Annotated in this window: 21 protein-coding genes and 3 pseudogenes; 16 read left to right on the top strand and 8 right to left on the bottom strand. The window is 63.5% G+C overall.

Translation table 11 applies throughout. The features are described from left to right. The first annotated feature begins 56 nt into the window (after positions 1–56). The gene (locus EJ069_RS26330) at positions 57–389 is read left to right on the top strand and encodes a cupin domain-containing protein (protein WP_126063793.1); all 333 of its coding nucleotides are present in this window, start codon (positions 57–59) and stop codon (positions 387–389) included. A 165-nt stretch (positions 390–554) separates the two neighbouring features. On the opposite strand, the gene EJ069_RS26335 is transcribed toward EJ069_RS26330, so the two are convergent. After that, complete coding sequence (locus tag EJ069_RS26335) at positions 555–1181, bottom strand: LysE family translocator (protein ID WP_126063794.1); 627 nt, start codon at positions 1179–1181, stop codon at positions 555–557. Between the two features lie 240 nt (positions 1182–1421). Here EJ069_RS26335 and recQ point away from each other — a divergent pair, with 240 nt between their 5' ends. Further along, complete coding sequence (recQ, locus tag EJ069_RS26340; protein WP_126063795.1) at positions 1422–3266, top strand: DNA helicase RecQ; 1845 nt, start codon at positions 1422–1424, stop codon at positions 3264–3266. Positions 3267–3320: 54 nt separating this feature from the next. Here recQ and EJ069_RS26345 read toward each other — a convergent pair whose 3' ends face one another. Further along, on the bottom strand, positions 3321–3710 hold the full coding sequence (locus tag EJ069_RS26345; protein ID WP_126063796.1) for a hypothetical protein: 390 nt from the start codon (positions 3708–3710) through the stop codon (positions 3321–3323). A gap of 257 nt (positions 3711–3967) precedes the next feature. Here EJ069_RS26345 and EJ069_RS33395 point away from each other — a divergent pair, with 257 nt between their 5' ends. The 3 genes and pseudogenes from EJ069_RS33395 to EJ069_RS33400 all read left to right on the top strand — a co-directional run. Continuing rightward, a complete protein-coding gene (locus tag EJ069_RS33395) occupies positions 3968–4195 on the top strand; it encodes a hypothetical protein (RefSeq protein WP_245456280.1) in 228 nt (75 codons plus the stop codon). A 2-nt stretch (positions 4196–4197) separates the two neighbouring features. Further along, a pseudogene (locus EJ069_RS26355) lies at positions 4198–5346 on the top strand (hypothetical protein). Between the two features lie 94 nt (positions 5347–5440). Then, positions 5441–5700: pseudogene (locus EJ069_RS33400) on the top strand (histidine ammonia-lyase); the annotation flags it as partial. 62 nt (positions 5701–5762) lie between these two features. On the opposite strand, the gene EJ069_RS26365 reads toward EJ069_RS33400, so the two are convergent. Together EJ069_RS26365 and EJ069_RS26370 are read right to left on the bottom strand one after the other, a co-directional pair. Further along, positions 5763–7373: a caspase family protein gene (locus tag EJ069_RS26365; protein ID WP_126063797.1), complete on the bottom strand. Its 1611-nt coding sequence runs from the start codon at positions 7371–7373 to the stop codon at positions 5763–5765. Positions 7374–7619: 246 nt separating this feature from the next. Then, positions 7620–8033 (bottom strand): hypothetical protein, encoded by a 414-nt coding sequence (locus EJ069_RS26370; RefSeq protein WP_126063798.1) that lies wholly within the window; start codon positions 8031–8033, stop codon positions 7620–7622. A gap of 789 nt (positions 8034–8822) precedes the next feature. Here EJ069_RS26370 and EJ069_RS26375 point away from each other — a divergent pair. The 10 genes from EJ069_RS26375 (at position 8823) to EJ069_RS26420 (ending at position 18936) form a co-directional block, all read left to right on the top strand. Then, positions 8823–10301 (top strand): multicopper oxidase family protein, encoded by a 1479-nt coding sequence (locus EJ069_RS26375; RefSeq protein ID WP_126063799.1) that lies wholly within the window; start codon positions 8823–8825, stop codon positions 10299–10301. Positions 10302–10321: 20 nt separating this feature from the next. After that, entirely contained in the window at positions 10322–10939 is a 618-nt protein-coding gene (locus EJ069_RS26380; RefSeq protein ID WP_245456282.1) for a Spy/CpxP family protein refolding chaperone, read from the top strand. Between the two features lie 70 nt (positions 10940–11009). Next, positions 11010–12329: a glucoamylase family protein gene (locus tag EJ069_RS26385; protein WP_126063800.1), complete on the top strand. Its 1320-nt coding sequence runs from the start codon at positions 11010–11012 to the stop codon at positions 12327–12329. Positions 12330–12980: 651 nt separating this feature from the next. Beyond that, positions 12981–13193 carry a hypothetical protein gene (locus EJ069_RS26390; protein WP_126063801.1) on the top strand — a complete coding sequence of 71 codons (213 nt, stop codon included), beginning with the start codon at positions 12981–12983 and terminating at the stop codon, positions 13191–13193. Between the two features lie 9 nt (positions 13194–13202). Continuing rightward, positions 13203–13484, top strand: a complete 282-nt coding sequence (locus tag EJ069_RS26395; protein WP_126063802.1) for a DUF2933 domain-containing protein — start codon at positions 13203–13205, stop codon at positions 13482–13484. Further along, complete coding sequence (locus EJ069_RS26400; protein ID WP_126063803.1) at positions 13481–14161, top strand: isoprenylcysteine carboxylmethyltransferase family protein; 681 nt, start codon at positions 13481–13483, stop codon at positions 14159–14161. Before EJ069_RS26395 ends, EJ069_RS26400 begins: the two co-directional genes overlap by 4 nt. After that, on the top strand, positions 14158–14622 hold the full coding sequence (locus EJ069_RS26405; protein ID WP_126063804.1) for a hypothetical protein: 465 nt from the start codon (positions 14158–14160) through the stop codon (positions 14620–14622). Before EJ069_RS26400 ends, EJ069_RS26405 begins: the two co-directional genes overlap by 4 nt. A gap of 3 nt (positions 14623–14625) precedes the next feature. After that, positions 14626–15333, top strand: coding sequence for an ABC transporter ATP-binding protein (locus EJ069_RS26410; protein WP_126063805.1), 708 nt, complete (start codon positions 14626–14628; stop codon positions 15331–15333). A 4-nt stretch (positions 15334–15337) separates the two neighbouring features. Further along, positions 15338–17701 (top strand): ABC transporter permease, encoded by a 2364-nt coding sequence (locus tag EJ069_RS26415; protein WP_126063806.1) that lies wholly within the window; start codon positions 15338–15340, stop codon positions 17699–17701. Between the two features lie 5 nt (positions 17702–17706). Beyond that, a complete protein-coding gene (locus tag EJ069_RS26420; protein ID WP_245456284.1) occupies positions 17707–18936 on the top strand; it encodes an HlyD family efflux transporter periplasmic adaptor subunit in 1230 nt (409 codons plus the stop codon). Positions 18937–19607: 671 nt separating this feature from the next. On the opposite strand, the gene EJ069_RS33405 is transcribed toward EJ069_RS26420, so the two are convergent. From EJ069_RS33405 to EJ069_RS33420, 4 genes are read right to left on the bottom strand one after another with little or no spacing between them, the layout of a single operon-like run. Beyond that, the gene (locus EJ069_RS33405) at positions 19608–20018 is read right to left on the bottom strand and encodes a shikimate kinase (protein ID WP_348639376.1); all 411 of its coding nucleotides are present in this window, start codon (positions 20016–20018) and stop codon (positions 19608–19610) included. Then, complete coding sequence (locus EJ069_RS33410) at positions 19906–20817, bottom strand: shikimate kinase (protein WP_245454709.1); 912 nt, start codon at positions 20815–20817, stop codon at positions 19906–19908. Before EJ069_RS33410 ends, EJ069_RS33405 begins: the two co-directional genes overlap by 113 nt. Beyond that, complete coding sequence (locus tag EJ069_RS33415) at positions 20798–22477, bottom strand: hypothetical protein (protein ID WP_245456286.1); 1680 nt, start codon at positions 22475–22477, stop codon at positions 20798–20800. The genes EJ069_RS33410 and EJ069_RS33415 overlap by 20 nt, the downstream gene beginning before the upstream one ends. Next, positions 22399–23268, bottom strand: coding sequence for a hypothetical protein (locus EJ069_RS33420; protein WP_245456288.1), 870 nt, complete (start codon positions 23266–23268; stop codon positions 22399–22401). Before EJ069_RS33420 ends, EJ069_RS33415 begins: the two co-directional genes overlap by 79 nt. Positions 23269–23690: 422 nt before the next feature. Here EJ069_RS33420 and EJ069_RS26430 point away from each other — a divergent pair. Next, positions 23691–26272, top strand: a pseudogene (locus EJ069_RS26430) (EAL domain-containing protein). Positions 26273–26328: the final 56 nt, after the last annotated feature.

A 26328-nucleotide genomic window follows, 5' to 3' on the forward strand; every position in this document is an offset into this window, starting at 1 on the left:
CGAGCGCCCATGGTTTTGGCAGGGAGGAACGGCATGCTTCGAATGGAAATTGGACAATGAACGATATTTTCTCACACGCAGGCGCGAAAGCCTGGGAACCGACGCCGGACGGCAATCGCCGGCGCGTGCTGGTGCATACGGATGAACTGATGATGGTCGAATTCGCTTTCGAGAAGGGCGGCGTCGGCGCTCTGCATTCGCATCCGCATGTCCAGGCAAGCTATGTCGCCGAGGGCCGCTTCCAGGTCACCATCGACGGCCGATCGGAAATCCTCGAGACCGGAAGCAGCTTCATCGTGCCTTCCAATCTCGTGCATGGCGTCAAGGCGCTGGAGGCCGGGCGCCTGGTCGACAGCTTCGCGCCTCACCGGGCCGATTTCCTCGGCTGAGTATCCGCCGCTCAAAGGAAAAGCCCGCGCCGTAAAGCGCGGGCCTGTTGCCTGGGCGCTGGTTGCGCCGCCGCGGTACTCAAACATCGCCGCAGGACAGCAACTGTGCCGCAGCATGGTGAAGATAGGTTTAACGGCGACCGACTGGCGGCGGGCGGGAAAAACTCAGCGCTGCTGCAGCGCGAGCCGTATGCCGAGGGCGCAATAGATGCCGCCGACCACCTTGCCTTGCCATTTCAGCACTGCCGGATTGCGGCGCAGGAAGGAGCCCAGTCCGCCCGCGCTGACGGCGAAGACCACCGTGCTGAAGAGACCGAGCAGGACGAAGATGATGCCGAGCAGCATCAGTTGCAGCACCACGAAACCGCCTTGCGGGTGGACGAATTGCGGCAGGAAGGCGAGGAAGAACAGAGCGGTCTTCGGGTTGAGCACTTCGGTCAGGATCGCCTGCCGGAAGGCTTTTCCCGCCGAGATCGGCAGCGTCCTGCCCGCCAGATCGGCCGGCGCCTTCTCGAGCATGGCGCGGATGCCGAGATAAACGAGATAGGCAGCACCAATATATTTGACGATGCTGAACAGCATCGCCGAGGCGGCGATGATGGCCGAGATGCCGACAATGGCCATGATGGTGTGGATGACATCGCCCGCGGCAACGCCGGCGCCGGTGGCGAGGCCGACCTTCGTGCCCGAGCTCGTCGCGCGCGCCACGGTGAGCAGCGTCGCCGGTCCCGGAATGAAGACGAAGCCGAACACGACCGCGATGTAGGTGATGAGCGTGGCTTGGTCGATCATGTGAAGGCTCCTTTTGCGGTCGCTGCCGGCAATGGATGTATCGAACCATAGCAGCCGGGCTCTCCAGCCAGTGTGCCAGCCATGGCTTTTCGATGCGACATTGGCGCGAGGCGGCAGGGCTACCCGCAAAGCGCGGTTGTGGCCGGGTCGCGGCTGCGCTACTCCAAGGCATCAAGCGGTGAATCACTTGTCTGCTCTTCGAACCTTCCCGAAAACGACCTCCTGTCCGGTGTCTGCCTGATGCCGGCACAGGCAGCGAGCATCCGGGCCGAGGATCCCAAGCGTCGCGTCCTGAAGGATGTGTTCGGCTACGACGATTTTCGTCCCGGGCAGGCGACCGTGATCGAGGCGCTGCTCTCCGGACGCCATGTGCTGGCGGTCATGCCAACGGGCGCCGGCAAGTCGCTCTGCTATCAGGTTCCGGCGATGGTCAAGGGCGGGCTCACCATTGTGGTGTCGCCCCTGGTGGCGCTGATGCAGGATCAGGTCGCCGCCTTGCGCCTTGCCGGCGTGGCCGCCGACACGATCAATTCCTCGCTCGACCGCGAGGCCAATGTCGCGGCCTGGCGCCGCGTGGCGTCCGGGCAGACGCGGCTGCTCTACCTGGCGCCGGAGCGGCTGATGACGGAGCGTATGCTGGACGCGCTGTCGCGGCTCGATGTCAGCCTGATCGCCATCGACGAGGCGCATTGCATCTCGCAATGGGGACCGGCCTTCCGCCGCGAATATGAGGACCTGGCGCAACTGCGCGGCGTGTTTCCGCAGGTGCCGATCATCGCGCTGACGGCGACGGCGGACGAGGCGACGCGCGGCGATATCGAGGCGCGGCTGTTTGCCGGGCGCGCCGAAACGCTGGTGCTGGGTTTCGACCGGCCCAACATCAAGCTGGCGATCGAGACCAAGCAGGACAGCAAGCGGCAGCTGCTGCGCTTCGTCGAGCGGCACCAGGGCAAAAGCGGCATCATCTACTGCCTGTCGCGGCGCAAGACCGAGGAAATGGCGGCCTTCCTGGAGAAGAACGGCGTGCGCGCGCTCGCCTACCATGCCGGCATGAGCAAGGAGGCGCGGGAAGCGAACCAGAACGCCTTCATGAGCCTGTCGGGCGTCGTCATGGTGGCGACCATCGCCTTCGGCATGGGCATCGACAAGCCCGACGTCGCCTATGTCTTCCACACCGACCTGCCGGGCAGCCTGGAGGCTTATTACCAGGAGATCGGCCGCGCCGGGCGCGACGGCCGGCCGGCGGAAGCGCATATGCTCTACGGCGCCGGCGACATCCGCACGCGCCGCATGTTCATCGACGAGGAGGACACCTCGCCCGAGCACAAGAGACGGGCGCATCGCCGGCTCGACACGCTGATCGGCTATTGCGAGACGGCGCAGTGCCGGCGCCAGGTGCTGCTCGGCTATTTCGGCGAGGAGGCGAAGGCCTGCGGCAATTGCGACAACTGTCTTAACCAGGCGCCGCGCGCCGACGGCAGCGCCGAGGCGCGCATCATCCTTGCGGCCGTGGCGCAGAGCGGCGAGCGCTTCGGCGCCGCCCATGTCATCGATATCCTGCTCGGCCACGAGACCGAGAAGGTGCTGGCGAGAGGCCATCAGAAGCTCGCCAGCTTCAGAACCGGCATCATGCACAGGAAGCCGGTCTGGCTGTCGCTGATCCGGCAACTGGTCGCCGGCGGCTTCCTGGTGCCGGATCCGGACGGCCATGGCGGCCTCGTCATCTCGGAAAGCGGCCGCGCGCTCGGGCGCGGCGAGGTTGCCTTCGAGTATCGTGTCGAGGGCCGGGACCGTCTCGCGCGCGGCCGCAAGCGCGCCGCGCAAGGCGCCGCCGCGGATGGCGAGGGCGTCGACGCATCGCTTCTGGCGGCGCTCAAGACGCTGCGGCTGCGGCTCGCCAAGGAACGCCAGGTGCCGGCCTATGTGGTGTTCTCCGACCGCACGCTGATCGACATGGCCGAGCGCCGTCCGCAAGACCTCGACGAGTTCGCCGAGGTGAACGGCGTGGGTGCGGCCAAGCTGAAGGAGTTCGGGGAGGTTTTCCTGGATGCGATCGCGGCGCATCAGGCCGACGGGTCGGACTGAAGCTTCATTGCGGGATCGTGCGGCGCTCCGCCTCCGATCAATCTCGACCGGACATCAATAGGCTTTGAGCTTACCCGCCCAGCGATCCCTCCCTGCCCAATAGGGGCAATTCGGACAGACGCCGCCTTCAGGATAGTCGGTTCCTTCCTCATGCGGACAACCTAGAATTCCGTCGACCATCACCACGGAATGGACGTCTTGCTCCCACAAGAACGCCGCGATTTCGGCGAAGATCTTGTCATCCTTGCGCAGATCGCCCGTTTCGCCGAACCAGCGACGGAGCTCGGTCACCTCAGAGTCCTGGTACGGAAGTATCGCGGCGGCCACCTTGGTGGCGCGGCTGTCATCGGGACCGTAGAAGGCAACGGTGCCAACAGGGTAGCTTCGCACACCTTTCTTGGCTTTCTTCTCGATCCACTTTCTTGCCCGTTGCTCCGGTTTCATGTTTGCTCGCTCAGTTGTGAATCGACAGGATGTCGGCGGTCGTAAGAGACAGGGTCAGCAAACAAAGGATGGATCAACACCATGGTCCAAGGCAAGCGGTGGGTCCACAGGGCGACAAGGCCCGCGGCAGTCAGCCAGCGAGAGAAACAGGTGATTGTCACGGCTTGCGAGAAGTTCATTCAGGACGTCCTCAAGCCCAGGTACCTGTCCGAGATACGACCGACGAAATGGAATTACGCAGTCGACATCCTGGGCGCATGGGCGGCGGGCGGTACCGCTTCATCCAGCGGTTTCGGTCGGGCTGGGAGCAAAATCGCGGCGAGGAGTTCGAATCGCCTTTCGCCAGGCTGGACTGCATCGGACCAGACAGATTCGACATCTATTGGATGCGGCATACGGGCAAATGGTGGCCGTTGCATGCGAATGTGACGCTCGCCGAGGCGCTCCAGATCCTCGAAGCCGATGAACTCCTGCACCCGGTTTAGCAATGAGCGAATACCAATATTACGAATTCCAGGCGGTCGATCGTCCGCTTGGCAACGCGGATCGACAGGTGCTTCGCAGCCTGTCCTCGCGGGCGCGGATCACGGCCACCAGCTTCACAAATTCCTACGAATGGGGAGATTTCAGGGGCGATCCGGACGAGCTTATGGCGCGCTGGTTCGATCTTCATCTTTATTTCGCCAACTGGGGCTCCCGCCGCCTGATGATCAAGCTGCCGGCTCGGCTGGTCGATCGGGATCGCATAGGCAGCTTCCTCGCAGCGACCGACGACGTCATGCTCGAAGACGCCGGCGAGAACGTCATCATAAGCATCTCACGCGACGAGGAGGAGCTCGAATATCTGGACGATGAGGATTCGAGTTGGCTCGCCGCCTTGGCGCCATTGCGAGCCGACTTGCTCGCAGGCGATGTTCGGCTTTTCTATCTCACCTGGTTGATGGCTGTCGAAACGGACGCCGTTGAATCCGATGCGCCGGAGGCGATGCCGTGAATCGGGCCGCTGACCGAGGCGCTCGAAGCCTTTGGCGAATTCTTCGGCATCAATCATGATCTGGTCCAGGCGGCGGCCGAGCGAAGCGCGGCAACGGCGCCCGCCGGCCCGGCGCCGGAAATGGCCCGGCTGGTCGTCGCGGCAATGAGCGACGCTGAGAAGACCAGTCTGCTCATGCGGGTTTTCAACGGCGAGCCCAACATATCCGCCGAGTTGCGGGCCACGATACGGGCGCGTTTGGAACCCGAAACGACAATCTCGCCTGGCGCTTTGCGTACAGCAGCGGATCTGCGGGCACGGGCCGAAGAAATTCGCCTTGCCCGCGAGCGCGCCGAGGCGGAGGCGGCGGAAGCGCAGCGGCGATTGCTGGCGGAAGCGGCTGAGAAGGCCCGCGATGTTCGGATCGAGGCGCTTCGTCAGCGGGGCGAGAACGTCTGGGCAGAGGTCGAGACCGAGATCATGCGACGCAATCCGGCCGGCTACGACAAGGCGGCGGCGCTTCTTTCCGATCTGTCGGTGCTTGCCGAAAGAGAGGGCAGTGCCGAGGAATTTCGCCGCCGGCTTCAAGCGATTCGGGAACGTCACGCCGGCAAGGGGCGCTTCATCGAACGTCTGGACCTGCTCGCGAGGCCGCCAGCCTAACTGTTTCGCGCTTTCCCGGAACTGCACCCGGGTGCCGGTCCGGTCGACGCAGGCGCGCTAGTATTTTCACTTTTGTCCCGCCGCCACGGATTCCCTCGCGCATCCGACCGTGGCGGCCAACAAGCTTCGGGCCGTCATAGACAACGCCGAATTCGTCCTGACGATCGAGCTCATGCCGCCGGGCAGGCGCATGACTTCCTGTCCGGCAGGCCGCGGCATGTGGCACGGACGCGATCTACCAAGCCTTGCGCCAACGCATCGCGCACTACCGCGACGATCGCCCGTTTGTCCTGGGACATGGAAAGGCTGCGCGATTTCATACGCGAGGCGGATGTGGAGTTCGGCGAAGTCTGAGCGTCGGAAGCGCAAGTATCAGGTGACTGCCGCCACCGGGATCGGCGGAAGCCCGGCGCCTTTCAGTGGTTGGCGTAGCCGCTCAAGGGACATCTTTGTTCTGCCGGGATTTGGAAGGTGCCGTCAATCCCGCTGCACATGTGGTATGCGGACTTCCGCGCTGGTGTTGCCCTTGGCTTTGGCGCCGGTCTTGGATTGGCAGCCTCGCGCTGGTCCTGACGCCCCGGCCTGGCGCGGACGACCGGTTGCGGTTTCTGCGGCCTTTGCGGCGCGACGCTTTCCTGTTTCTTTGCTGGCGCTTCGGATGCCTGCTTGGCGCGGTACGTCCTCAGCGCGTCGTCCGTGTCGAGCTTCAGGCGGGCATATTGCTTCGGGGTGAGGAAGGTGGTCGTGGGCAAGCCATTCGCCTCCTGCCACTGGCCGATGGCGCGGCGGGTCTTGGCGCCGAGGTCGCCGTCGGCGTCCAGGTCGTAGCCGATCGCCAGAAGCCGTTCCTGCAAGTCGACCTTGCCCTGGCGATCAAGTCCTATCGCGCTTTCCGTCAGTTCGGTCCCGGCGTCGGTCTCTGGTTTGGGCGCGGCCGTAGGTTCCACGGCAGTTGCCGACCGCGACGTCTCGCTCTGGACATTGGCCACAACGGTAGCCGGCTGCTTCTTGAGCTGGTCGATGTTGAGACGCGCCAGATCGGCGAACGCCCCGTTGGGGAATTGTTGCAGATAGGCTTCATAATGCGCCAGCGTGTTGCGCTTCGAGGCCTCGTCCCAGACCCGCTGCTCGATTTCCCATCCGCGCCCGTCGCTGCTGGCTGATTCCGCCGGCGCCGCAGTCGCGGATGGTTGCGCAGCCGGCTGGACCGGTGCCGGCGGCAGCGCGGTCTGCGGACCGATGAAGATCTCGCGGCCGAGCGATGCGTTGTGCCAGGGCCGCTGCTTGCCGTTCGTCTCGGCCGTCACCTCGCCCCGCACCCGGGTCAGCGCGCTCTGGAGTTCCACGCCGGGCTCGGCGATATGCCTGGCAAGAGATGTCGTATAGGGACTGTTGGCGCCGCCACCGTCATAGGACACCGCGCCGGGGTCCGTGGCAAAGGCGATCAGCACGCCGCCGGTGCCGACGTCCGACCCGCTGACATCAATGGGGGCCAGGCCCGGAGCCGTGGTCGAGCGGCTTTTCGGCAAGGAGGCCGCCAAGGTCCTCGCCAGCGGATTGTCGCGGCAGGCGTCGAGAATGACGATGCCGACCGCCGGGTCCGGCGGGAGAGCAGCTAGCAACTCGTCCATCTGGACGGTGCGGGTCTTGAGATGCGCCGGCGCGGTAAGCTCGGCATCGACCGGGATGAGGTAGTTCTTGCCGTTCACCTGCAGGCCGTGGCCGGCATAATAGATCAGCGCCGTATCCGCGTCGTAGGATGCCTCGGTGAACCTGTTGAGCCGATCCCGCATCCCGGCATAATCGAGATCGACGCCTTCGATAACGTTGAACCCGACCTTGCGCAGCACGTCGGCCATCAGGCGGGCATCGCTCGCGGGATTGGGGAGAGCGGGCGCATAGACATATTTGCTGTTGCCGATGACCAGCGCAACCCGGTTGCCCTGAGCGGCAAGGGCGCCGTGCTGCGGCAGCAGATCTGCCGCGGTCAGGAGGAAGAAACCAACGATGGCGACCCAGAACCTCATGGCGCGCATCCTCAACTCAAGTTGCGGCTCTGCTTGCCTTGGCAATTTCATTCAGAGATGTTCGCGTCTGTGAAATATAGCACATCCGCTGGCAGGAAGCGCGTGCCCTCTCGCGGTCGAAGCCGCGCCGTCGGGGCCTCGGCGACACCGCGCCGGGCAAACACATTGCATGATCTGGAGGATGGCGGCGACCAGCCTATTCAGTTCGATCTGCCCGAATTCAACCCCGCAATCGCCTTGAGTTGGTCAACGCCAAAGGCAGACCTTGACGTCCTTCCCGATATAGCAGGCGCCTTCGCGGCGAAGCTCTCCCCAATCGCCCACCTCGCCGTGCGTCTCGCGAATATCCCCGTTGGCATAGCCTGCCCAAGAATCTCCATCCTTGTAAACAACCGCCCAGTAATCCTTGGACATCTCGCCAGCTCCGCTATGCGTGTCGGGATAGTCGATGCCCGCGAAAACCTGCTTGGGGCCCTGGATGTTGAAATCGCCGCCCTGTTCGATCTGATAGGAGCATTTTCCGGAGATGCGGGTCTCGCCGTGAACGACGAGCAGGCAGCGGCCCCATTTGTAACCGCTCGGCAGACGATGCTGTGCCGCATGCGAAGGCGAGAGGGAAAACGCAATTGCCAGGGCTGCCATGATGGTTCGCGCGGTCATCCTATCACCCATCGTGAAACAGCAGATTGGATTCGGCCCAGGGCGTATGTCGAAAATGCTCCTCCGCGGGACGGTTCCACCAGAGATCCTCTTACTTGTCCCGGAATTGTCCCCCAGAGCCGGTTCGATCGGATTGACGTATGTCAAAGCGCATTTTGATTGAAGAGGTAATCATTAATGTGAAGAACTTGGAAGCCGCATTGCGCTTGGACGAGTTTGGCAAATTCCGGCCCACGTCAGCGGGATAGGTTAGTTTCAAGATGGCGTTCGCCGAGGCTCGGAAAGGTTTGATTGTGGATCCGAAAGGCATCCGACCAAGGCTTGGCCGTTCCATGAAGCGCTCGTCAGGATTTGGCGGTTCGCGTTGGCTCGCAGTCTGCCTCGCCTTGCTGATGGCGTTCACCACTGTCCTTTCCAGCCATGCCAATTCGGCCGCGGCTCCGCTTGGCGCCCAGTGGGCCGCAGAACATAATCATGGCTCCGCGGCGATCCGACATGATGGTTCCGTCCCGTGCAAGGATTTCGGCCATGCGCGCCATCAGGGCACATGCTGCATCTCGGCTTCAAGCTGCTCATTCTGCGTCCCGGTTGACGTCCATCTCTTCGTCGCGATTTCGGGAAGCCATCCCGTCGCGACGGCGCCGCCTTTCGTATCCTCTCCAAGTGACGTGCCTGTCGGGCTGCGCCCCCCAACCTCGTCGTGACCGCCTGAGCGCACGCGCGCCTTCCGTTCGTGCGCTTCGCCGCCGGTCAATCCGGCCCTCGAGTCACGAACATGAGAGCTTTGCAATGCAATCCATATCCCGTCGCCAGTTCCTGGCATCCACGGTGGCTGCCGGCGCCGCGGGCGTCGTCCTGCCGCTGATCAATCCCCGCGCTGTACAGGCGGCCTCCCCGACCGTCATCCGGGCCGATACCCGCGTCATCGAGGTGGCCGGCCGTGCCGCCAAAGTCTTCGGTCTCGTCCAGCCCGACGGCACCCATGGGCTTGTCACCTCGGCCGCCAATGACTTCCAGGTCCGGCTCGAAAATGGACTGAACGCGCCGACCTTGATCCATTGGCACGGCCTGACGCCGCCGTTCGGACAGGACGGCGTGCCCGACCTGCCGCAACCGTTGCTGCAGCCGGGCCAGTCCTATGACTACAGCTTCCCCGTCGCGACGCCGGGCACGCATTGGATGCATGCCCACACGCTGCAGGAACAGCAGCTGCTTGCCGCGCCGCTGGTCGTCACGGATCCTGCGGAGGCAGGTGCGGACGAGCAGCCGCTGGTGGTGCTGTTCCACGACTTCAGCTTCAAGACGCCGGAGGAATTGCTGGCCGGGCTGACCGGATCGGCGCCTGCATCGGGAACCGGCGGCATGGCCGGGCACTCGATGTCGGGCATGTCAGGCATGGACATGCAAGGGATGTCGGGCGGGCAAGGCATGTCAGACGGGCAAGGCATGGCCATGCCGATGGACGTCAACGACATCCAATACGACGCCTATCTGGCGAACGACCGGACGCTGGACGATCCACAGCTGTTTGCTGTGGAACGCAACGGCACGGTCCGGCTGCGCCTCATCAACGGCGCGACCGCAACGGCATTCTGGATCGACACCGGGTCAATCGAGGGCGAGGCTATCGCTGTCGACGGGAATGCCGTCACGCCAGTGCGCGGTCGCCGCTTTCCGCTCGCCATGGGCCAGCGCCTCGACATCCGGCTGCGTATTCCGGACGAGGCGGGAGCCTGGCCGATCCTGGCGTTGCGTGAGGGCAGTGTCGAGCGCGCTGGTTTCGTGCTGGCGACCAGGGGCGGCGCGGTCAAGCGCATCGCGCCGGCTGGCAACCAGGCGACAGCCGCGTTCGACCTTGCATTCGAGTCCAGCCTCGTCGCCGCCAAGCCCCTGGCCGTGGCGTCTGTGGACCGGAACCAGGCCGTCGAGATTGGCGGCACGATGCAGGGCTACTCCTGGACGCTCAACGGCAGGACATGGGGCGACCATCAGCCGATCGCAGTGCGAAAGGGTGAGCGCATCGAACTCGTCCTGCGCAACGCCAGCATGATGGGCCATCCCATGCACCTGCACGGCCATCATTTCCAGGTTGTCGCCATCGACGGCCGCCGCTTCGCGGGAGCTGTGCGCGATACCGTCTGGCTGCCGCCGATGCGCGAGGTGACGGTGGCGTTCGATGCCACCAACCCAGGCACATGGGCGTTCCACTGCCATCACCTCTATCACATGGCGACCGGCATGATGACCGTCGTCGACTACGCCGCCTAACCGGTTTCAAGGACAGGACCATGAGACAGAACGATATGAATACCCTCTTCAGGACCCTGGCGATCGGAGCAGTGCTCGCATTCTCGGCGCCCGTTCTCGCGAACGATGCCCATCATCCGGCCGGCAGCGGAGACGCTTCGCCGCCCCCTGCCGCGATGGAGAATGCGGAGGACGGAGGCACTGGCTCGGGGATGCCCATGATGATGGGCAACTCGATGTCCAACACCATGATGCCGAACGGCATGATGAAGATGATGATGGCGATGATGGCGGGCGGCGACATGGGTCAGATGATGTCGCCCGAGCATATCGAGGGGCGGATCGCCTTCCTCTCGACCGAACTGAAACTCACCAAGGCGCAGCGGCCGCTTTGGGATGCCGTCGCCGAGGCGCTGCGGGCAAACGCTCACTCGGCCAAGGACATGATGGCGAAAATGCCTGCCGGCATGATGGGCGGAGATACCGCCCCCGAGACGCCAGTGGAGCGGATCGAGGTCCAGGAGCGAATGCTGTCGACGCGGCTCGAGGGACTGAGGCGGCTCAAGGTCGCTTTGGCGCCCTTCTACGCGTCGCTCGACGATGCCCAAAAGGCGGTGGCCGACAAGCTGCTCGCGCCGGCCCCGATGGGCATGATGTGAGACATGAAGGGGCCGTTGCGCCAGACCCGCGACGGCCCCCGCGATCGACGCGAGATCTCCAGGTGAGACCATGAAGAGGAAGGCGAGCGTCCACACGGAAGAGCTGCTGCTTTTGCAGCGCGAAACCTTCGACTACTTCCTGGGCGAGGTGAATTCCGCCAACGGCCTCATCCGCGACAAGACCGCCACCGATTGGCCGGCCAGCATAGCGGCGACGGGTCTCGCTCTCACCTGCTACCCGGTGGCCGTCGAGCGCGGATACATGACCCGGCAAGAAGCCGTCGCGCGGACTCTGGCTACGCTCCGCTTCTTCCACACGAGTCCCCAGGGGCCGGAGCCCGACGCTACCGGCTATCGTGGGTTCTACTATCATTTCCTCGACATGCAGACAGGACGGCGCGCCTGGCAGTGCGAGCTGTCCACGATCGACAGCGCCCTCCTGTTGGCAGGCGCTCTCACGGCGGCCGCGTATTTCGCTGAAGAGACCGCTGACGAGCAGGAAATCCGCGCGCTTGCCGATGCGCTATATCGCCGTGCCGACTGGCAGTGGGCACGGAACCAGGGCGCAACGGTGACGCATGGCTGGACCCCGGAAAACGGGTTCATCAAATACCGTTGGGAGGGCTATGACGAGGCCCTCCTGCTTTACATTCTGGCGCTTGGGTCGCCGACCTTTCCGCTTCCCGAGAGCAGCTACGCCGCCTGGACGTCGACCTACCGCTGGGAAAGCTGCTACGGCTACGAATACCTCTATGCCGGGCCGTTGTTCACGCATCAGCTGTCGCATGTCTGGATCGACTTTCGCGGGATACAGGACGCGTTCATGCGCGGGAAGGGCATCGACTATTTCGAGAACAGCCGGCGGGCGACCTATCTCCAGCAATGCTATGCCATCATGAATCCGCGGAAGTTCGAAGGTTACCGCGAGTGCTGCTGGGGGATCACGGCAAGCGAGGGGCCAGGTCCGGCCACTCTCAAGCTCAATGGTGTCCAGCGGGAGTTCTACGACTATGTCGGCCGCGGCGTTCCCTATGGACCGGATGACGGCACGCTCGCTCCCTGGGCGGTCGCCGCCTCATTGCCGTTCGCTCCGGAGATCGTGCTGGAGGCGCTCGACTTCTGCATCCATCAGGCGAAGCTTAAGGAGCTCAACAGATACGGCTTCAAGGCGGCCTTCAATCCCACCCACCCGGGCGAGCCTGGCAATCCGTACGGGTGGTGGGTATCGCCCTGGCACTTCGGCATCAACCAGGGCCCCATCGTGCTGATGATCGAGAACTACCTGAGCGACACGGTTTGGCGCTTGATGCGCGGTTGCCCCTACATCCTCACCGGATTGCGCCGCGCCGGGTTCAACGGCGGGTGGTTGAACGATGCGGATCCTGGCTGAACTGATTGCTCGGGCCCCCCACGGGCGGACCGATCGAATTGACGCACATCAAAGCGCATTCGAGTCGAAGAGGCGATCATGCCCATGGTGAATAGCTCGGAAGCCTTGCTGTGCTTGGACAATCTTGTCACATCTGGCAGCGACGCCATCAGACTGCAAGCGGCACCTTCGGTGCGATCATGCTTGGGTTCGGGCTTGCTCTTTTCCTGTTGCTGACGCCTTCGGGCCCGGCGCAAGCGCACGAGTTCGGCGCATCACCAGACTTCTCGTCAGCCAAGGTCGTCCAGTCGGTTGCCGATGGCAAGGCCGATCGGCTGGCCTCGGCGGCCGTTCTGTCGGCATCAACCCTGGACGAGTCGGGTTGCCATGACGGCCATTGCGGCCTGTGCATGGGTGGACATTGTTTCGGTTGTTCGGCAGTTGCTCTGGCAGCCTCCCCTGATATCGCCTCTGCAGCTGAGCCTGGCGCCCCACCTTTCCCCGACCAATCGGGTTTCGCGCTGACCAGGCCTGACGAAGCCTTTCGGCCCCCTCGTTCCGTTCTCTGACGCCCTGCTCGGCGGGTAAATCTCGCGCTTGCCGGCCAGGGCCGATCTCTTGTGCCGGGCCTACGCTGGCTTCGGTCGCGAATGTATTTCGAGGAGAAAACTCATGAACATGCGGACAGAAGCAGCAATCCCTGATTACCCGTCTGGTGGCCTGGCCAGCGGGCAGGGGTCAGTCGCGCTCCGTATCGGCGGAATGACCCGCACCCACTATCCGCCGGCAATCGATGAGGCCATTCGGGCGGTCAAAGAGGAACCAGGAGAGTTCGGAAACGCATGCCCCATGGGCATGTTCCGCAGCCGCCTCATCGTCGAATAGGAGACCAGCATGTCAATGCATGACCATTCGGACCACGACCAGCCGCAAGGCTCCTTTCTGACGTCGCGGGCAGGCCTCGTCCTGCTTGGCTTCCTCGCGGTCGGCGGGTTCCTGCTCCTCACCGAGCACCGCGCCCATGTGCTTGGCGCGCTGTTCTATCTGCTGCCGCTCGGCTGCGTCTTCATGCACTTCTTCATGCATGGAGGACACGGCCACAGAGGACGTGAGCATGGAGGACATGGGCATGGTGGTGGCCACCGCAACCAGCCCAACGAAAGGAATCCGTCATGAGCACCGACACACAAGCCTATGGCCTCTGGAGCCTGGTCATCGTCAATTCCGCCGTCTTCATCCTGTTCGCCTACAGCTTCTTCAAGCCGGCGACGACCCGTGACTGGCGGTCGTTCGGCGCGTTCAGCGCCTTCCTGGTCGCGCTGTTCGCGGAGATGTACGGTTTTCCGCTCACCATCTACCTGCTGTCCGGCTGGCTGCAGTCCCGCTATCCAAGGATCGACTGGTTCTCGCATGATGCCGGGCATCTCTTGGAAATGATGTTCGGCTGGCGGATCAATCCGCATTTCGGCCCCTTCCATCTGCTGAGCTTCGTCCTGATCGGCGGTGGGTTCTGGCTGATCGCGGCCGCATGGAGCGTTCTCTACGACGCTCAGCAGCACCGTTCTCTCGCCACCAGCGGCCCGTACAGCCACGTGCGCCACCCGCAATATGTCGGCTTCATCCTGGTGATGCTGGGTTTCCTCGTTCAGTGGCCGACGCTGCTGACGCTGGCGATGTTCCCGGTGCTGGTCGTGATGTATGTGAGGCTGGCGCGGGCCGAGGAGCGCGAAGCGATTGCCGAATTCGGCGACGTCTACCGCAAATACATGACACAGGTTCCGGGATTCATTCCGAGCTGGAACCGGTTGTCCGGCGGGTCGGTCGGCGGCCCTGGACGAGGCTTTGCGCCATGACGTGGCACCGCCGATCCTGGCCGTTCTCGGCGATCCTGCTCGCCGTCTTCGGTGTGGCGCTCTTCTGCATCGGCGCCTTCTTCATGTTCCTTCGGCCGCCGCTATTGCCGGAGGACGGGCGGTTCGTCGGCCTCTCGCTGGAACAGCTTCAGGCCGAGCTGCCACGCATGGCATCGTGGCTCGAGCGCGTGTTTCAGGTGCTTGGCGGGTATGCCGTCGCCTCGGGCATCCTCACCGTCACGGTCGCCGTGACGTCGTTCCGGCGGCACGAGCGGTGGGCTCTTCTGGGCGTGCTCGCTGCCGGCGTCGCCTCCATCGGATGGATGGTCGTTGTCAACTTCGTCATAGGATCCGATTTCCGGTGGGCCTTGCTGGCTGTCGCGATCCTGTGGGCCGCGAGCATGGGCATGTTCCTGGTCGAGCTCAGGCAAGCTGCCATGCGGGCAGGCAGGGCGGAGTGATCCATGTCCGCCCCTATCTTCACCGCGAAGGACCTCACCAAGACCTACGTCTCGGGCGAGACGCAAGTGCATGCCCTGCGCGGCGTGAACCTGCAGATTTCGGCAGGGGAAGTGGTCGTCCTGCTCGGTCCGTCGGGCAGCGGGAAATCGACATTGCTCAACATCATGGGCGGGCTCGATCACGCGACCAGCGGCGAGCTTTCCTTCAAGGACTTGCGGCTGACCGGCCTCGACGATCGCGGATTGACATCCTATCGCCGCCGCCACGTCGGTTTCGTGTTTCAGTTCTACAATCTGATCCCGAGCCTGACAGCCTACGAAAACGTCGCGCTGGTCACGGAGATTGCCGACGATCCGATGCGTCCCGAGGAAGCTCTCGCCCTCGTTGGGCTGGAGCCGCGCATGCACCATTTCCCGGCGCAGCTGTCCGGCGGCGAGCAGCAGCGCGTCGCCATCGCCCGCGCGATCGCCAAGCGTCCGGAAGTGCTGCTGTGCGACGAGCCGACAGGCGCGCTCGACTCCAGGACAGGCGTTCGGGTGATCGATGCGCTGATGAAGGTCAATGCCGAACTCGGCACGACCACCGTCATCATCACCCACAACGCCATCATCCAGGAGGTCGCGCACCGGGTCCTGTTCTTCAGCGACGGGCAGATATCGAGAGCCGTCACGAACGAAGCCCGGCGCGCCGTCGCCGAGCTGCAGTGGTGAAGACATGCGCGCCCTGGACATAAAGCTGTTGCGCGATCTTGTCCGCCTTTGGGCGCAGGCATTGGCCATCGCGCTGGTGGTAGGCGGCGGCGTGGCAACGCTTCTGCTTGCCGTCGGCTCCTACCGTTCCCTCGATGGGACGAGGACGGCTTACTACGAGCGCTACCGCTTCGCCGATGTCTTCGCCACGGTGCGACGGGCGCCGAAATCTCTCCTCGGCCGGATCGCCGAAATCCCAGGTGTGGCTAGCGTGGATGCACGCATCGCAGAGTTCGCGCTGCTCGAAACACCGGGTCTGACCGCTCCGGCCACCGGCGTGGTCATCTCGCTGCCCGAGGTCGGCGAGCCGAAGCTCAATCGCCTCCATATGCGTGCGGGCCGCACGCCGGATCCGAGCCGGGACGACGAGGTCGTCGTCAACGAGACCTTCGCCGAAGCGCACCGGTTCACCCTGGGCTCGAGCTTCGCGGCGACCCTCAACGGTCGCAGGCGCGATCTGACGATCGTCGGCATCGCGCTTTCTCCCGAATACATCTATGCCGTCGGCCCCGGCGACATCATGCCCGACGGCCACCGCTTCGGCGTCATCTGGATGTCCGAACGGGCTCTGGCCAGCGCCTATGATCTCGAAGACGCTTTTTCGTCGGTGTCGCTGAAGCTGCTGCCGGGAACGTCGGAGCGCGAGGTGATGATGCGTCTCGACAGTCTGCTCGATCGCTATGGCGGGCACGCCGCCTACGGGCGCAAGGACCAGACGTCGCATGCCTGGCTCGACCACGAGCTCGACATGCTCAACAATATGAGCCGCACGCTGCCGCCGATCTTCCTGCTGGTGTCGGCGTTTCTTGTGAACCTCACCCTCAGCCGCCTCGTTTCGCTTGAGCGCGAACAGATCGGACTCCTGAAAGCGCTCGGCTACCGCAATGCCGGCATCGTCCTGCACTACCTGAAATTTGTAGGCGTCATCACGGCGGTCGGCATCGTCATCGGCAGTCTGATCGGCACCTGGCTCGGCAGCTATGTGACCGGAGTATTCGCCGACTTTTTCCGCTTCCCGTTTCTCCTGTTCACCAAGAGCCCCGATCTCTACGTCGCGGCGGCGGGACTGAGCGCGTTTGCCGCGGCAATCGGCGCGCTGCGAGGCTTGCGCGAAGTCGTCAATCTGGCGCCCGCGGTTGCCATGCAGCCGCCGGCTCCGCCGGTTTTCCGCCGAACGCTGCGGTTGAGCCTGAGCGCGGCCGGCCTTGTCTCGCAGCCGATGAGAATGATGCTGCGCAACGTCGCGCATCATCCAGTTCGATCCTTTCTCACCGCATTCGGCATGTCGCTGGCGACGGCGATCCTGATCGTGTCGCTCTTCACGAAGGGCACGATGGAGCAGCTCGTCGACGTAACCTACTTCCTTGCGGATCGACAGGACGCGACCGTCAGCTTTTTCGAGAAGCGCCCGAGGGAAGTGGCCTTCCAGATTGCGAGGCTTCCCGGAGTGCTGAATGCGGAACCCTATCGAGAAGTCCAGGTCCGCATCCGGAATGGCCATGTCGAGCGTCGCATCATGATCCGCGCCAGGCCGCGCGGGGCGGAGCTCAACCGTATCATCGATGCGGACCTGCGGCCGGTGGTCCTGCCGGAATCGGGCCTCGCGATCTCGGACATGCTAGCCACGATACTCAAGGTGCGGGTCGGCGACACCGTCGAGGTCGATCTGCTCGACAGCGAGCGCCGGACGGTCTCGCTTCCGGTGGCGGCGCTGGTCGAGGACTATCTCGGCATGCGCGGGATGATGGATGAGGAAGCGCTCGCCAGGCTGTTGCGTGAAGCGCCGATGGCGAACGGGGTGAGCGTCAGCCTGGACAAGAACAGACAGGACGAGTTCTACGCGGCGGTCAAGGCCATGCCGGTGGTGAGCAGCCTGGCTCTGCAGACGGCGTCCCTCGCCACTTTCCGCGACGCCGTGGCGCTTCTGGTCACTACGATGTCCAGCATCTACACGGGTCTCGCGGCCGTCATCGCGTTCGGCGTGGTTTACAACAACGCCCGTGTCTCGCTGTCCGAGCGGGCCAGGGAACTGGCAAGCCTGCGGGTGCTTGGCTTCACCCGCGGCGAAGTGCTCGGCATCCTTCTCTTTGAACTCGCGCTGTTGACCCTGATCGCGCAGCCGCCGGGCTGGGCCCTCGGCTATGGTCTTGCCTGGATCATGAAGACGAACCTGGCCGGCGAACTGATGCGGGTACGCCTGGTTGTCGAGCCTGCCACTTATGTCTTCGCCAGCGCGATCGTCATTACGGCGGCTGTGCTCTCCGCGCTGATCGTCCGCAGGCGGGTTAATCGACTCGAACTCGTTGCCGTTCTCAAGACGCGGGATTGAAGGCCATGCGCACCAGATCGATGACCAACTGGATGAGGAGAATCGGCGGCATTGCGGCCTTCGGCCTGATCGCCGCGGCGGCGGTCTGGTTCGCATGGCCGCAGCCGATCCCGGTCGACCTGGCGACGGTAGCCAAGGGTCCGATGGAGGTGACCGTCGATGACGAGGCCAAGACCGAGGTGCGGCACATCTACACGGTATCCGCGCCAATCGCCGGCAAGGTGCTCAGAATTTCGCCGCCGCATCATGTCGGAGACGAGGTAGCCAAGGACGAGACGGTGGTGGCGGTCATGCAGCCGACCATCCCCGGTCTCCACGATGTTCGCACGCACGAAGAACTGTTGGCGGCGCTTGGCGCGGCAGAAGCGGCCGTGACGTTCGCGGAAGCGGAGGTGAAACGTCTCGAGGCGGCGCTTGCATATTCGCGCACCGAGCTCGATCGCGCGGAAAGGCTGGCCAAATCCGGAGCGATTTCGCAGAACGCCCTCGACAAGGCGAAGTTCGAAGTCGACACCAACGAGGCAGCCTTGGCGAGCGCGAAGGCGCAGGTCGAAGTCCGGCGCAACGAACAGGCGATGATCCAGGCGCGGCTCGGCCAGCCTGCCGGAGATGTCACACAATCGGATCCGGCCTGCTGCATCCAGCTTCGTGCGCCGGTGAGCGGCCGCATCCTGAAGATCGTTCAGGAGAGCGAGGGCATGGTCCAGCCGGGCGCGCCGCTTGTCGAGATCGGCGACCCGCGCGACCTGGAGGTGGCGGCGGACCTGCTCTCGACCGACGCGGTCCAGATCAGGCCCGGCGCCGCCGTTCGCATCGACGGTTGGGGCGGGCCCGCGCTTCAGGGCAAGGTGACGCGGATCGACCCGGCCGGGTTTCTCAAGGTCTCGGCGCTTGGGATCGAGGAGCAGCGCGTCCACACGGAGATCGATATCGTCGACCCTGCCGAGATGTGGTCGCAGCTTGGGCACGACTATCGCGTGATCGTGCACGTGACGAGTTGGCGGGACGACAATGTCCTTAGCGTCCCGGTGGCGGCACTGTTCCGGCAGGGCGAAGACTGGGCCGTGTATCTCGACGAGGCCGGACGGGCGCGCACTGCCGTAATCAAGATCGGCCACCGGGACAGCAGGATGGCCGAGGTCGAATCCGGCCTGTCGGAAGGCGATCGGGTCGTGCTGCACCCGAGCGACCGGGTGATCGACGGCGTGGCCGTGCGCGAGCGGAGCGTTCGATAGGCCCGGTTGGCCCGTAAGCTGCTTTGGGCTCTCCTTCGCCGAGGCTTCGGAGGGCGCCCTGCTTCGCGCGAAGGATCGGACTTGTCCTGCGAACCGCGCAACGCGAAGCAGGATGGCGGAGAGGGAGGGATTCGGTTTCACGCCTATCCTGCTGAAAATGCTAATCTTTTCGCGCTTTTTGTTACGCAGTTTGTTACACTGCTACAACTGCGATTTACAATCGCTCTTTTGAGCTCGCCTGCCCAATCCATCTTATCTGTCGAAACCGACGCAATGGCGCGGCGGTGGATTGGGTCACTCTGTCATAGTATCCGCGCTTCATTAAGTTGACGATGCCGTTTAGACTCGGAGCTGATCCTTTCCGGTCGATCACCAGGATTTGGCGCGCGACCCGGCACCGGCGGTTCGTCTTTGTACGTTTGTGTCATCCAGGCCGGATCAACTCGGCCATCAGGCTTCTCACGACTTATGCATGCGTTTCCCACTTTTATTAGCATTCGGTGCGAACCCGCACCCTGCACCAAACCTGCGACGCCTAAGCTATCGTCCTCGACTTGAGCGTTCCCTGCTTCTCGTGGAAGACGCTAAATTCGCTCGTGCGTTATTGCCGGCCAGCAAAGGCTGCGGGTCGGCGGTGAGGGTGTCGAGGAGCGGCGGCCGTTCCCTTTCACTCAATAGTGCCGCCGGCGCCTGGATGGTTTCCACGACGCCGCCCCCGCAATCGTAGCCGTTGTGATGATCATCGTGCATGCGCTGAGCTGTTGGGACATGCTGATGGCGGTGCCGGAAGCACCGGAGACATGTGATATCTCGGCAGCGGGCAGAGCGGCTTCTCTGTCGCTGCACAGGAAAGCGTAGAGTTCCTTCACGCAAATGCGGGCGTCCTTCTTGTCTTTTTGAAAGGGCGGGACGAGGGGCAACCTGATATCGGCCTTTTGGTAGAACGGACTGCGCTCTTCGTACAGCTGGTCAACCTTCTGCTCGATGTCGGCGCCTTGCAGCAGCGGCCGGCTGGTGTCCCTCTCGAGGCGCCTGCGGAGCTCTTTCAGCTCGGGTGTCGAGCCAGATCGACCTCGCCTTATTAAGAATCAGGGCTTGATTGGACTCCTTGCCAAAGCAGCCGCCGCCGGTTGCGATGACGATGGGGCCTCTCTCCAGCTGCTTGGCGAGCTCTTTGGTCTCCAGGTCCCTGAAGTGCGCCTCGCCACGGCCAGGGTCGGCGAACATCTCCATCAGATTGCCGTGATCGGCGACGATATGCTTATCGATGTCGACAAACTCCACCCCCAACTCCTTGGCAAGCTGGGCGCCGATGGTCGACTTGCCGCTCGCCGGCATGCCGACGAGCACGACCGGCCGCGTACCGAGGGCCGCGAGGATCTCGCCGGCTTGCGGCGAGCGAGCGACCGCAATCTGTTGTCTTGCGACGATGGGCGACCTGGAGGTCCCTGCCGCCCTCGACCTGCTTTCTCCTGACGAGTCCCAGTGTAATATCTCCCAGGCACCACGGGGAATGGGGACTAGCTGTGAGCTCTGCGCGCGGTGCGCGAGCTCGGCCCGATAACTGGCCGGCGTAGGGAACTCGACCTCGAAGCGATAGTTCTGCGCGGTTCTGAACGCCGTGTGAACGCCGCGTAACCGCGGCCTGTCCATCCTGATGACCCAGTTGGTGGTCTCGACCTCGCTGCAGTCCCGCTCCTCGAAGGCCAGTGCCGCCTTCCTGAAGGCGCGCGTAAAAGCCTCGTCCGGGATCTCGAAGACATGGCGCACGGCATTGGTGACCAGTTGGGCCTCCGGCGCCGTGCTCACGCTCTGGCCGGTCAACTCGTCGGCTATCCAGACCTGCCCGCCCGACCGTTGGTCAAGATGCGGCACCTTCACCTCGATGCCGTCCTGCCGCAAAAGCTCGGCAACCGCATGCACAATTTTTGGTAATCGCGCTTTCTTGCGCTTCGGCGGGGGCGGCTTCGAGCCTGGCCCGCTCAAGGGCCTGTTCGCTGCTCAGCGTTATCGTGCTGGCGCGGTCGTCTTCGGCCGAGATTGCTAAGGCGCTGAGCAGAATGCGCTTTTCGACGGCGAGTCTGATCGAGGCCTCCATGACCGATGCCGCCAGCGTGGGGTTGTCCTTCAGATCCGCCAGGCTGCCATCGACGTCGAACCGGCCCTGGTGGAGCTTTGCCGCCTGCGCCTTGACATATGGCGCCGACTTGAAGCCCGGCCTCTGCTCCAAGAGCCGCTGCAATTCGGTGGTTTTTTGCATGAACACCCGCGCACCGGTATCGGACTTGTAGGCGTCAGTGCCGACCTTGATGCCGACGCTCAACAGATTGATGGCGCTTTCATGCAGCTTGACTTCCGACTGCTCATGAGCCGGCTCGCTATTGAGCTGCAGGTTCCAGTCCTGGAGCTCGGCCACTAACAACGCGGCCAGTTCGCAGGCCACCGGATGCCTGGCGGCCTTGCTGTCTTCCCTCGCCCTGGCGATGAGCTCATGGAGGGCCTGGCCATCCGGCCGATCTTCCTGCAACAGTGCGCGGATGTCGGCCTTGAGCTCATTATGAATGCCCTCGTAGGTGCCGAAGATGGCACGCTCGGCAAACCAGCGTTGCGCCTCCAGCGGCTGCGCCAGCACGTTGCGCTGCAGGCAGCTGTAGGTCTCCAGCACCAGCCCGGTGGCCGACAGGATCTGCTTGGACCGGGTGAACTGGTAGCCGCTTTTCTCAATGGCCGGCGTGTGCGACTTCGGCGGCTTCATCGAGGCGATGCCGCGCGCCTGCAGCTGCGCGTCGAACTGGCGCACATGCTCGTAAAGGCGAGGCTGGTCGCCAATGATGACGACGGTGTCGCCATCAAAATCGCCGTCGAGCATTTTTTGTTCGACGCTTGGAACCGCAACCAAAGAGCCGGGCGCGAACACCTCCGTCGCCTGCAGGATGCCGACGCACTCGAGCGCGGTGTCGGCCTTGACCCGGTCCTTTTCCTCCAGCCAGTACGAATGGCACTTTACGTCCTCGGCAGACATCACGACCCCGCGCTCGGCGAAGTCCGCCGGCCACATTTCGTCGGGCACAACGATCAAGATGCCTTTGGCAAAGAAGGTCGGATCGTCGGCGGCAAGCCCAGCCCCCGACCTGTGCGCGAAGTTGAAGCTATATTGGAAGGCCACGCACCGATCCAGGAACGCCGCGGTCCGGTCGCCATCGCGCGCCGACCTGACCCGGTCGGCGGCGAACGGGCGCAGGTTGGGCTTGTCATAGGGGGAGCGTCCGACAAGCACGCCAGCGTCACGGGTCAAGGTCTTGCTCTTGCCCGTCGGCACATGCAGGCATTCGTCGCTGGACGGCACGGCGATAGCGCTCGAACCCTCGATATGCCCGCCCGTGACCGTCCGGAACAGCTCCTCGGCGGTGAGGCTTTGATGGGTTTCGAGCCAAGCCTGAGCCTTCTCGCGGGTCTCCTGTGCTACCTCGACGCTACGCGGATAATGTTGCAGCGCCGAGGGCGGTACCGCCGATTGCCTTTTATCGGCATAGGCAGGCATCCGCTCGGGAGCGTCGTGGCGAGCCCGGGCAATGGACGGCATGCGCTCGGCCAGTGAGGCCCTAATGAAGCCGCAGCCGTCATGCGGCCGCAAGGCGATCTCGCCGTCTCGCCCCTCGAACCGGAAGGGATGCACTGCGCCTGCGGGATGGTCGGGCAGAAGGGACAGCTTGAAGCACCCTTCCAGCGCATAATCATGGGGCCAATGTCGGGGATGCCCGGCGGCGCGGCAAATCCGCGGCGCTGGGTATAGTAATAGGCTTCCTTGAACGGCGCCCAGGCCCGCGACAGCTGCTCAAAGGCCGTACCCGGAGCCGTCTCGGCATAGGGGATCGCCAAAAGCTTGCCGCTTGGGGCCTCTGCGGCCGTGAAAGGCAGGTGAGAGGCAAGCTGGTTCAGGCTCTTTTGCGGCGGCTTCAGTTTGCTGCCGCCGAACAGGTCCATGCGGTAGGGCACGCCCTCCACGGTGAACGTGCGTGTCAGCATGGCTCCAGTCGGAGTTCCCTTTAGCTGCACCGCCACCACCTTCACCGCGCCCGAGGTCAAGCGGTGGAAAATGGAATAGCGCAACTCGGCTTCGCTGGCCAGCGGCCGGCCTTGCATGTCGACCACCGGCAGCCGCATCAGTCCGGCATCGCCTTGCGGCGGTCTCGGCTCGTGGTCCATGGCCTGAAGGACCCGATGGACATCGAAGCTGGAGGCTGCATGCTGGGCCTGGATCATCGATGCGTTCTGCGCCATGAAGGTGTCGAGCGCTTCGAGCGGCTCCTTCGCCTCGATCTCGGCGATCACGCTCGAGTTCGCGCACCGCCTCGGCGCGCGCCGCGGCGCTCCTTCCTCGGCTGATGAACACTGCCGATCATAGATTCGACTGCCAGCCTCAAAGCCCCATCGTCGTGCATAATATGGGCTGGCCTCGCTACATTCGAAGGGGATCGAAGGCCGATCCCACGGTGCGGTGAAAGAAGCTGCAAGCGGCTTCCAAGACTAGGTGCGAGCACCTCGATCTCATTGTAGGCCCGTCATCGGATCATATGGAAATCGGTGAGCTTCATCCGCCGGCCTTTTACAACGTGGTTTGGTCGATCCTCTAGGGGATTACGCAGTCTTAAGCCAGCATTAATACCTTAGACGCGACACTAGGAATACTTTTACTATTCGCTAAAGCTCGATGCTATTTGACGAGGACTGGTCTTGCGTTTGCAGTTTTCTAGATGAGAGGGCTAAAGGACATTAGCGTCGGGACCAAGCTCTCGTTGGGCTTTGGGCTGGCGCTGCTGTGCGTCGTGGCCGTGGGAGTATTTGGGGTCGCGCAACTGCGATCACTCAACAAGGTCACGAGCGAGATCACCAGCGTTTGGTTGCCCCAGGTCCAGATCGTCGGCGAGATGAAGCGCAACCTCGCGGAACACCAGCTCTATGCGACGTTGCGCGTGCGCACTGCCGAGGCTGCGCAGATAGCCGGCATTGAGAAGGAGATGGCGAGGGAAAGCGACGAAATACTGCAAGGTCGGCGCGCCTATCGCCGGAGTGCCGGATCGCTGGCCGAGCAGCAGCTGTTCGACCAGTTCGTCAACCTATGGACGGCCTACGAAGATTCCCTGACATCGATTTTCCCGCTCCTCGAAACAGGAGGGCGAACAATGGCTGTCAAGGAGTTCGAGACGGTATCGCTCCCGACCGTTGCCGCCGCCACGCAGCGATTGGACGACCTGCTGGCCCTCACCAACGAGCGCAGCACGGCCGCGGCGGTGATGGCGGACAGGACCTACACCGTTGCGCAAAGATTGACTTGGCTGGCAGTTCTTTTTGCCGCCGGGTGTCTTGGTGGGCTTGTCGCCTGGATACGCCACAATGTCAGCAAGCCGATCCTCGCCGTGACCGAGGCGATGCGTTGCTTGGCGCAGGGCGAGCGCCGTTCGAGTCTCATTGCGCTGAAAAGGGATCGGCAGGACGAGGTTGGAGTGCTGTTCTCGGCCTTTGCCGGCTACCGGGCCAGCCTGGAGCGCAGCGATGCCTTGGCCCGAGAAGCCGAGCTGGAGCGGCAGCAATTGGCCGCGGCCGCCGCCAATATGCCCGTAGGGCTTTGCATGTTCGATGCGGAGAGGCGGCTGGTTCTGTGCAACCAAAGCTACGCCGATCTCTACCATGTGCCGGAGCCCCTGACTCGTCCCGGCACGCCGTGGATCGATTTGATGCGGTTCCGGATCGCGGCGGGCCTCTATGCCGGCCATGACCCGGAAAAGTATGTGCAGCAGCTGACGGAGACCATCGATCGCGCAGAGCGGACGGTGAGCCTGGTGGAACTCAGGGACGGACGCACCATCGACCTCATCCATCAGCCACTGCCGGGCGGCGGGTGGCTTGCCACTCACCATGACGTGACCGACTTGCGGCGGAGCGAAGCCAAGATTTCATACATGGCGCGCCACGACGGACTTACCGAGCTTCCAAATCGCATATTGTTCCGCGAACGCGCCGAGGAGGCTTTGGTCGAGATGCGGCGTGATGGTAGCAAGATTGCTTTCCACTGCCTCGATCTCGATCATTTCAAGATGGTCAACGACACGCTGGGGCACCCGGTTGGCGACGCCTTGCTGAAGGAGGTCGCCGCCAGACTGAAACAGGTGGCCCGTGAAGGCGACACCGTGGCAAGGCTCGGCGGCGATGAGTTCGTGATCATTCAAACCGCGGTTGATCAGCCGGTCGAGGCGACAGCTCTTGCCCAACGGGTCATTGATGGGCTGAGCGCACCTTATGTCGTCGATGGCCACGGGGTTATGATCAGCGCCAGCATCGGCATCTCGATCGCGCCGGACGATGGCATTGACGCCGACCAACTTCTCAAGACCGGCGACATGGCGCTCTACCGGGCGAAGGCGGAAGGCCGCGGAACCTACAGGTTCTTCGAACCGGAAATGGATGCGCGCATGCAGGCGCGGCGGTTTCTCGAACTCGACCTGCGCGAAGCGGTGGTGCGGCAGCAGTTCGAAATCTACTACCAACCGCTCCTCAATCTCGACCGCGGCGAGGTCAGCTGCTTCGAGGCGCTGCTGCGCTGGCATCACCCGACGCGCGGCATCGTATCCCCGGGAGAATTCATCCCGCTGGCCGAGGACATCGGCCTCATCGTCCCGATCGGTGAATGGGTTATCAAGCAAGCCTGTCTCGACGCGGCAAGCTGGCCCGGTAGCATCAAGGTCGCCGTCAATCTGTGCCCGGCGCAATTTCGCAACGCGCGCTTGCTCTCCACCATCGTCGAGGCATTGGATATCTCGGGACTGCCCCCAGCCGGCTTGAGCTTGAGATCACCGAGACAGTGCTGCTGGCCAACAGCCAGGCGACTCTCTCGATGCTGCAACATATCCACATGCTCGGCGTTCATATCGCGATGGACGACTTCGGAACCGGATATTCGAGCTTGAGCTATCTGCGCTCGTTCCCATTCGACAAGATCAAGATCGATCAATCCTTCATCACGGACGCCGGAGATATCGACAGTTCCGTCGCCATCATTCGAGCGGTCACGAGCCTCGGCAACAGCCTCGGGATGCAGACCACCGCCGAGGGCGTCGAGACCGTGGAGCAGCTGGAACGGGTCCGAAGAGAAGGCTGCACCGAGGCGCAGGGCTTCCTGCTCAGCCGCCCGCTGCCCGCGCGGGACATCCCCGCGATGCTGGAGCGGACCCGCGCCGTGGTGGCGGGCGAGATCATTGAGACCGAACCCGAAACGTCAGGCGAGCGAGACACGGACAAGCCGGGCAGGCGTCGCAGTAGGGCGTCTGTCCCCGCCTAACCGGGATGCAAGCGAAAAACAGTGCCAACGAACATGAGTTTGCCGGCCTAGTTCAG

Source organism: Mesorhizobium sp. M2A.F.Ca.ET.043.05.1.1, from assembly GCF_003952445.1.
Lineage (GTDB): Bacteria > Pseudomonadota > Alphaproteobacteria > Rhizobiales > Rhizobiaceae > Mesorhizobium.

Bases quoted from the DNA above. Each gene is read 5' to 3' on its own strand.
- EJ069_RS26330 (WP_126063793.1), top strand. From the start codon at position 57: ATGAACGATATTTTCTCACACGCAGGCGCGAAAGCCTGGGAACCGACG.
- EJ069_RS26335 (WP_126063794.1), bottom strand. From the start codon at position 1,181: ATGATCGACCAAGCCACGCTCATCACCTACATCGCGGTCGTGTTCGGC.
- recQ (WP_126063795.1), top strand. From the start codon at position 1,422: ATGCCGGCACAGGCAGCGAGCATCCGGGCCGAGGATCCCAAGCGTCGC.
- EJ069_RS26345 (WP_126063796.1), bottom strand. From the start codon at position 3,710: ATGAAACCGGAGCAACGGGCAAGAAAGTGGATCGAGAAGAAAGCCAAG.
- EJ069_RS33395 (WP_245456280.1), top strand. From the start codon at position 3,968: ATGGGCGGCGGGCGGTACCGCTTCATCCAGCGGTTTCGGTCGGGCTGG.
- EJ069_RS26365 (WP_126063797.1), bottom strand. From the start codon at position 7,373: ATGAGGTTCTGGGTCGCCATCGTTGGTTTCTTCCTCCTGACCGCGGCA.
- EJ069_RS26370 (WP_126063798.1), bottom strand. From the start codon at position 8,033: ATGACCGCGCGAACCATCATGGCAGCCCTGGCAATTGCGTTTTCCCTC.
- EJ069_RS26375 (WP_126063799.1), top strand. From the start codon at position 8,823: ATGCAATCCATATCCCGTCGCCAGTTCCTGGCATCCACGGTGGCTGCC.
- EJ069_RS26380 (WP_245456282.1), top strand. From the start codon at position 10,322: ATGAGACAGAACGATATGAATACCCTCTTCAGGACCCTGGCGATCGGA.
- EJ069_RS26385 (WP_126063800.1), top strand. From the start codon at position 11,010: ATGAAGAGGAAGGCGAGCGTCCACACGGAAGAGCTGCTGCTTTTGCAG.
- EJ069_RS26390 (WP_126063801.1), top strand. From the start codon at position 12,981: ATGAACATGCGGACAGAAGCAGCAATCCCTGATTACCCGTCTGGTGGC.
- EJ069_RS26395 (WP_126063802.1), top strand. From the start codon at position 13,203: ATGTCAATGCATGACCATTCGGACCACGACCAGCCGCAAGGCTCCTTT.
- EJ069_RS26400 (WP_126063803.1), top strand. From the start codon at position 13,481: ATGAGCACCGACACACAAGCCTATGGCCTCTGGAGCCTGGTCATCGTC.
- EJ069_RS26405 (WP_126063804.1), top strand. From the start codon at position 14,158: ATGACGTGGCACCGCCGATCCTGGCCGTTCTCGGCGATCCTGCTCGCC.
- EJ069_RS26410 (WP_126063805.1), top strand. From the start codon at position 14,626: ATGTCCGCCCCTATCTTCACCGCGAAGGACCTCACCAAGACCTACGTC.
- EJ069_RS26415 (WP_126063806.1), top strand. From the start codon at position 15,338: ATGCGCGCCCTGGACATAAAGCTGTTGCGCGATCTTGTCCGCCTTTGG.
- EJ069_RS26420 (WP_245456284.1), top strand. From the start codon at position 17,707: ATGCGCACCAGATCGATGACCAACTGGATGAGGAGAATCGGCGGCATT.
- EJ069_RS33415 (WP_245456286.1), bottom strand. From the start codon at position 22,477: ATGCCTGCCTATGCCGATAAAAGGCAATCGGCGGTACCGCCCTCGGCG.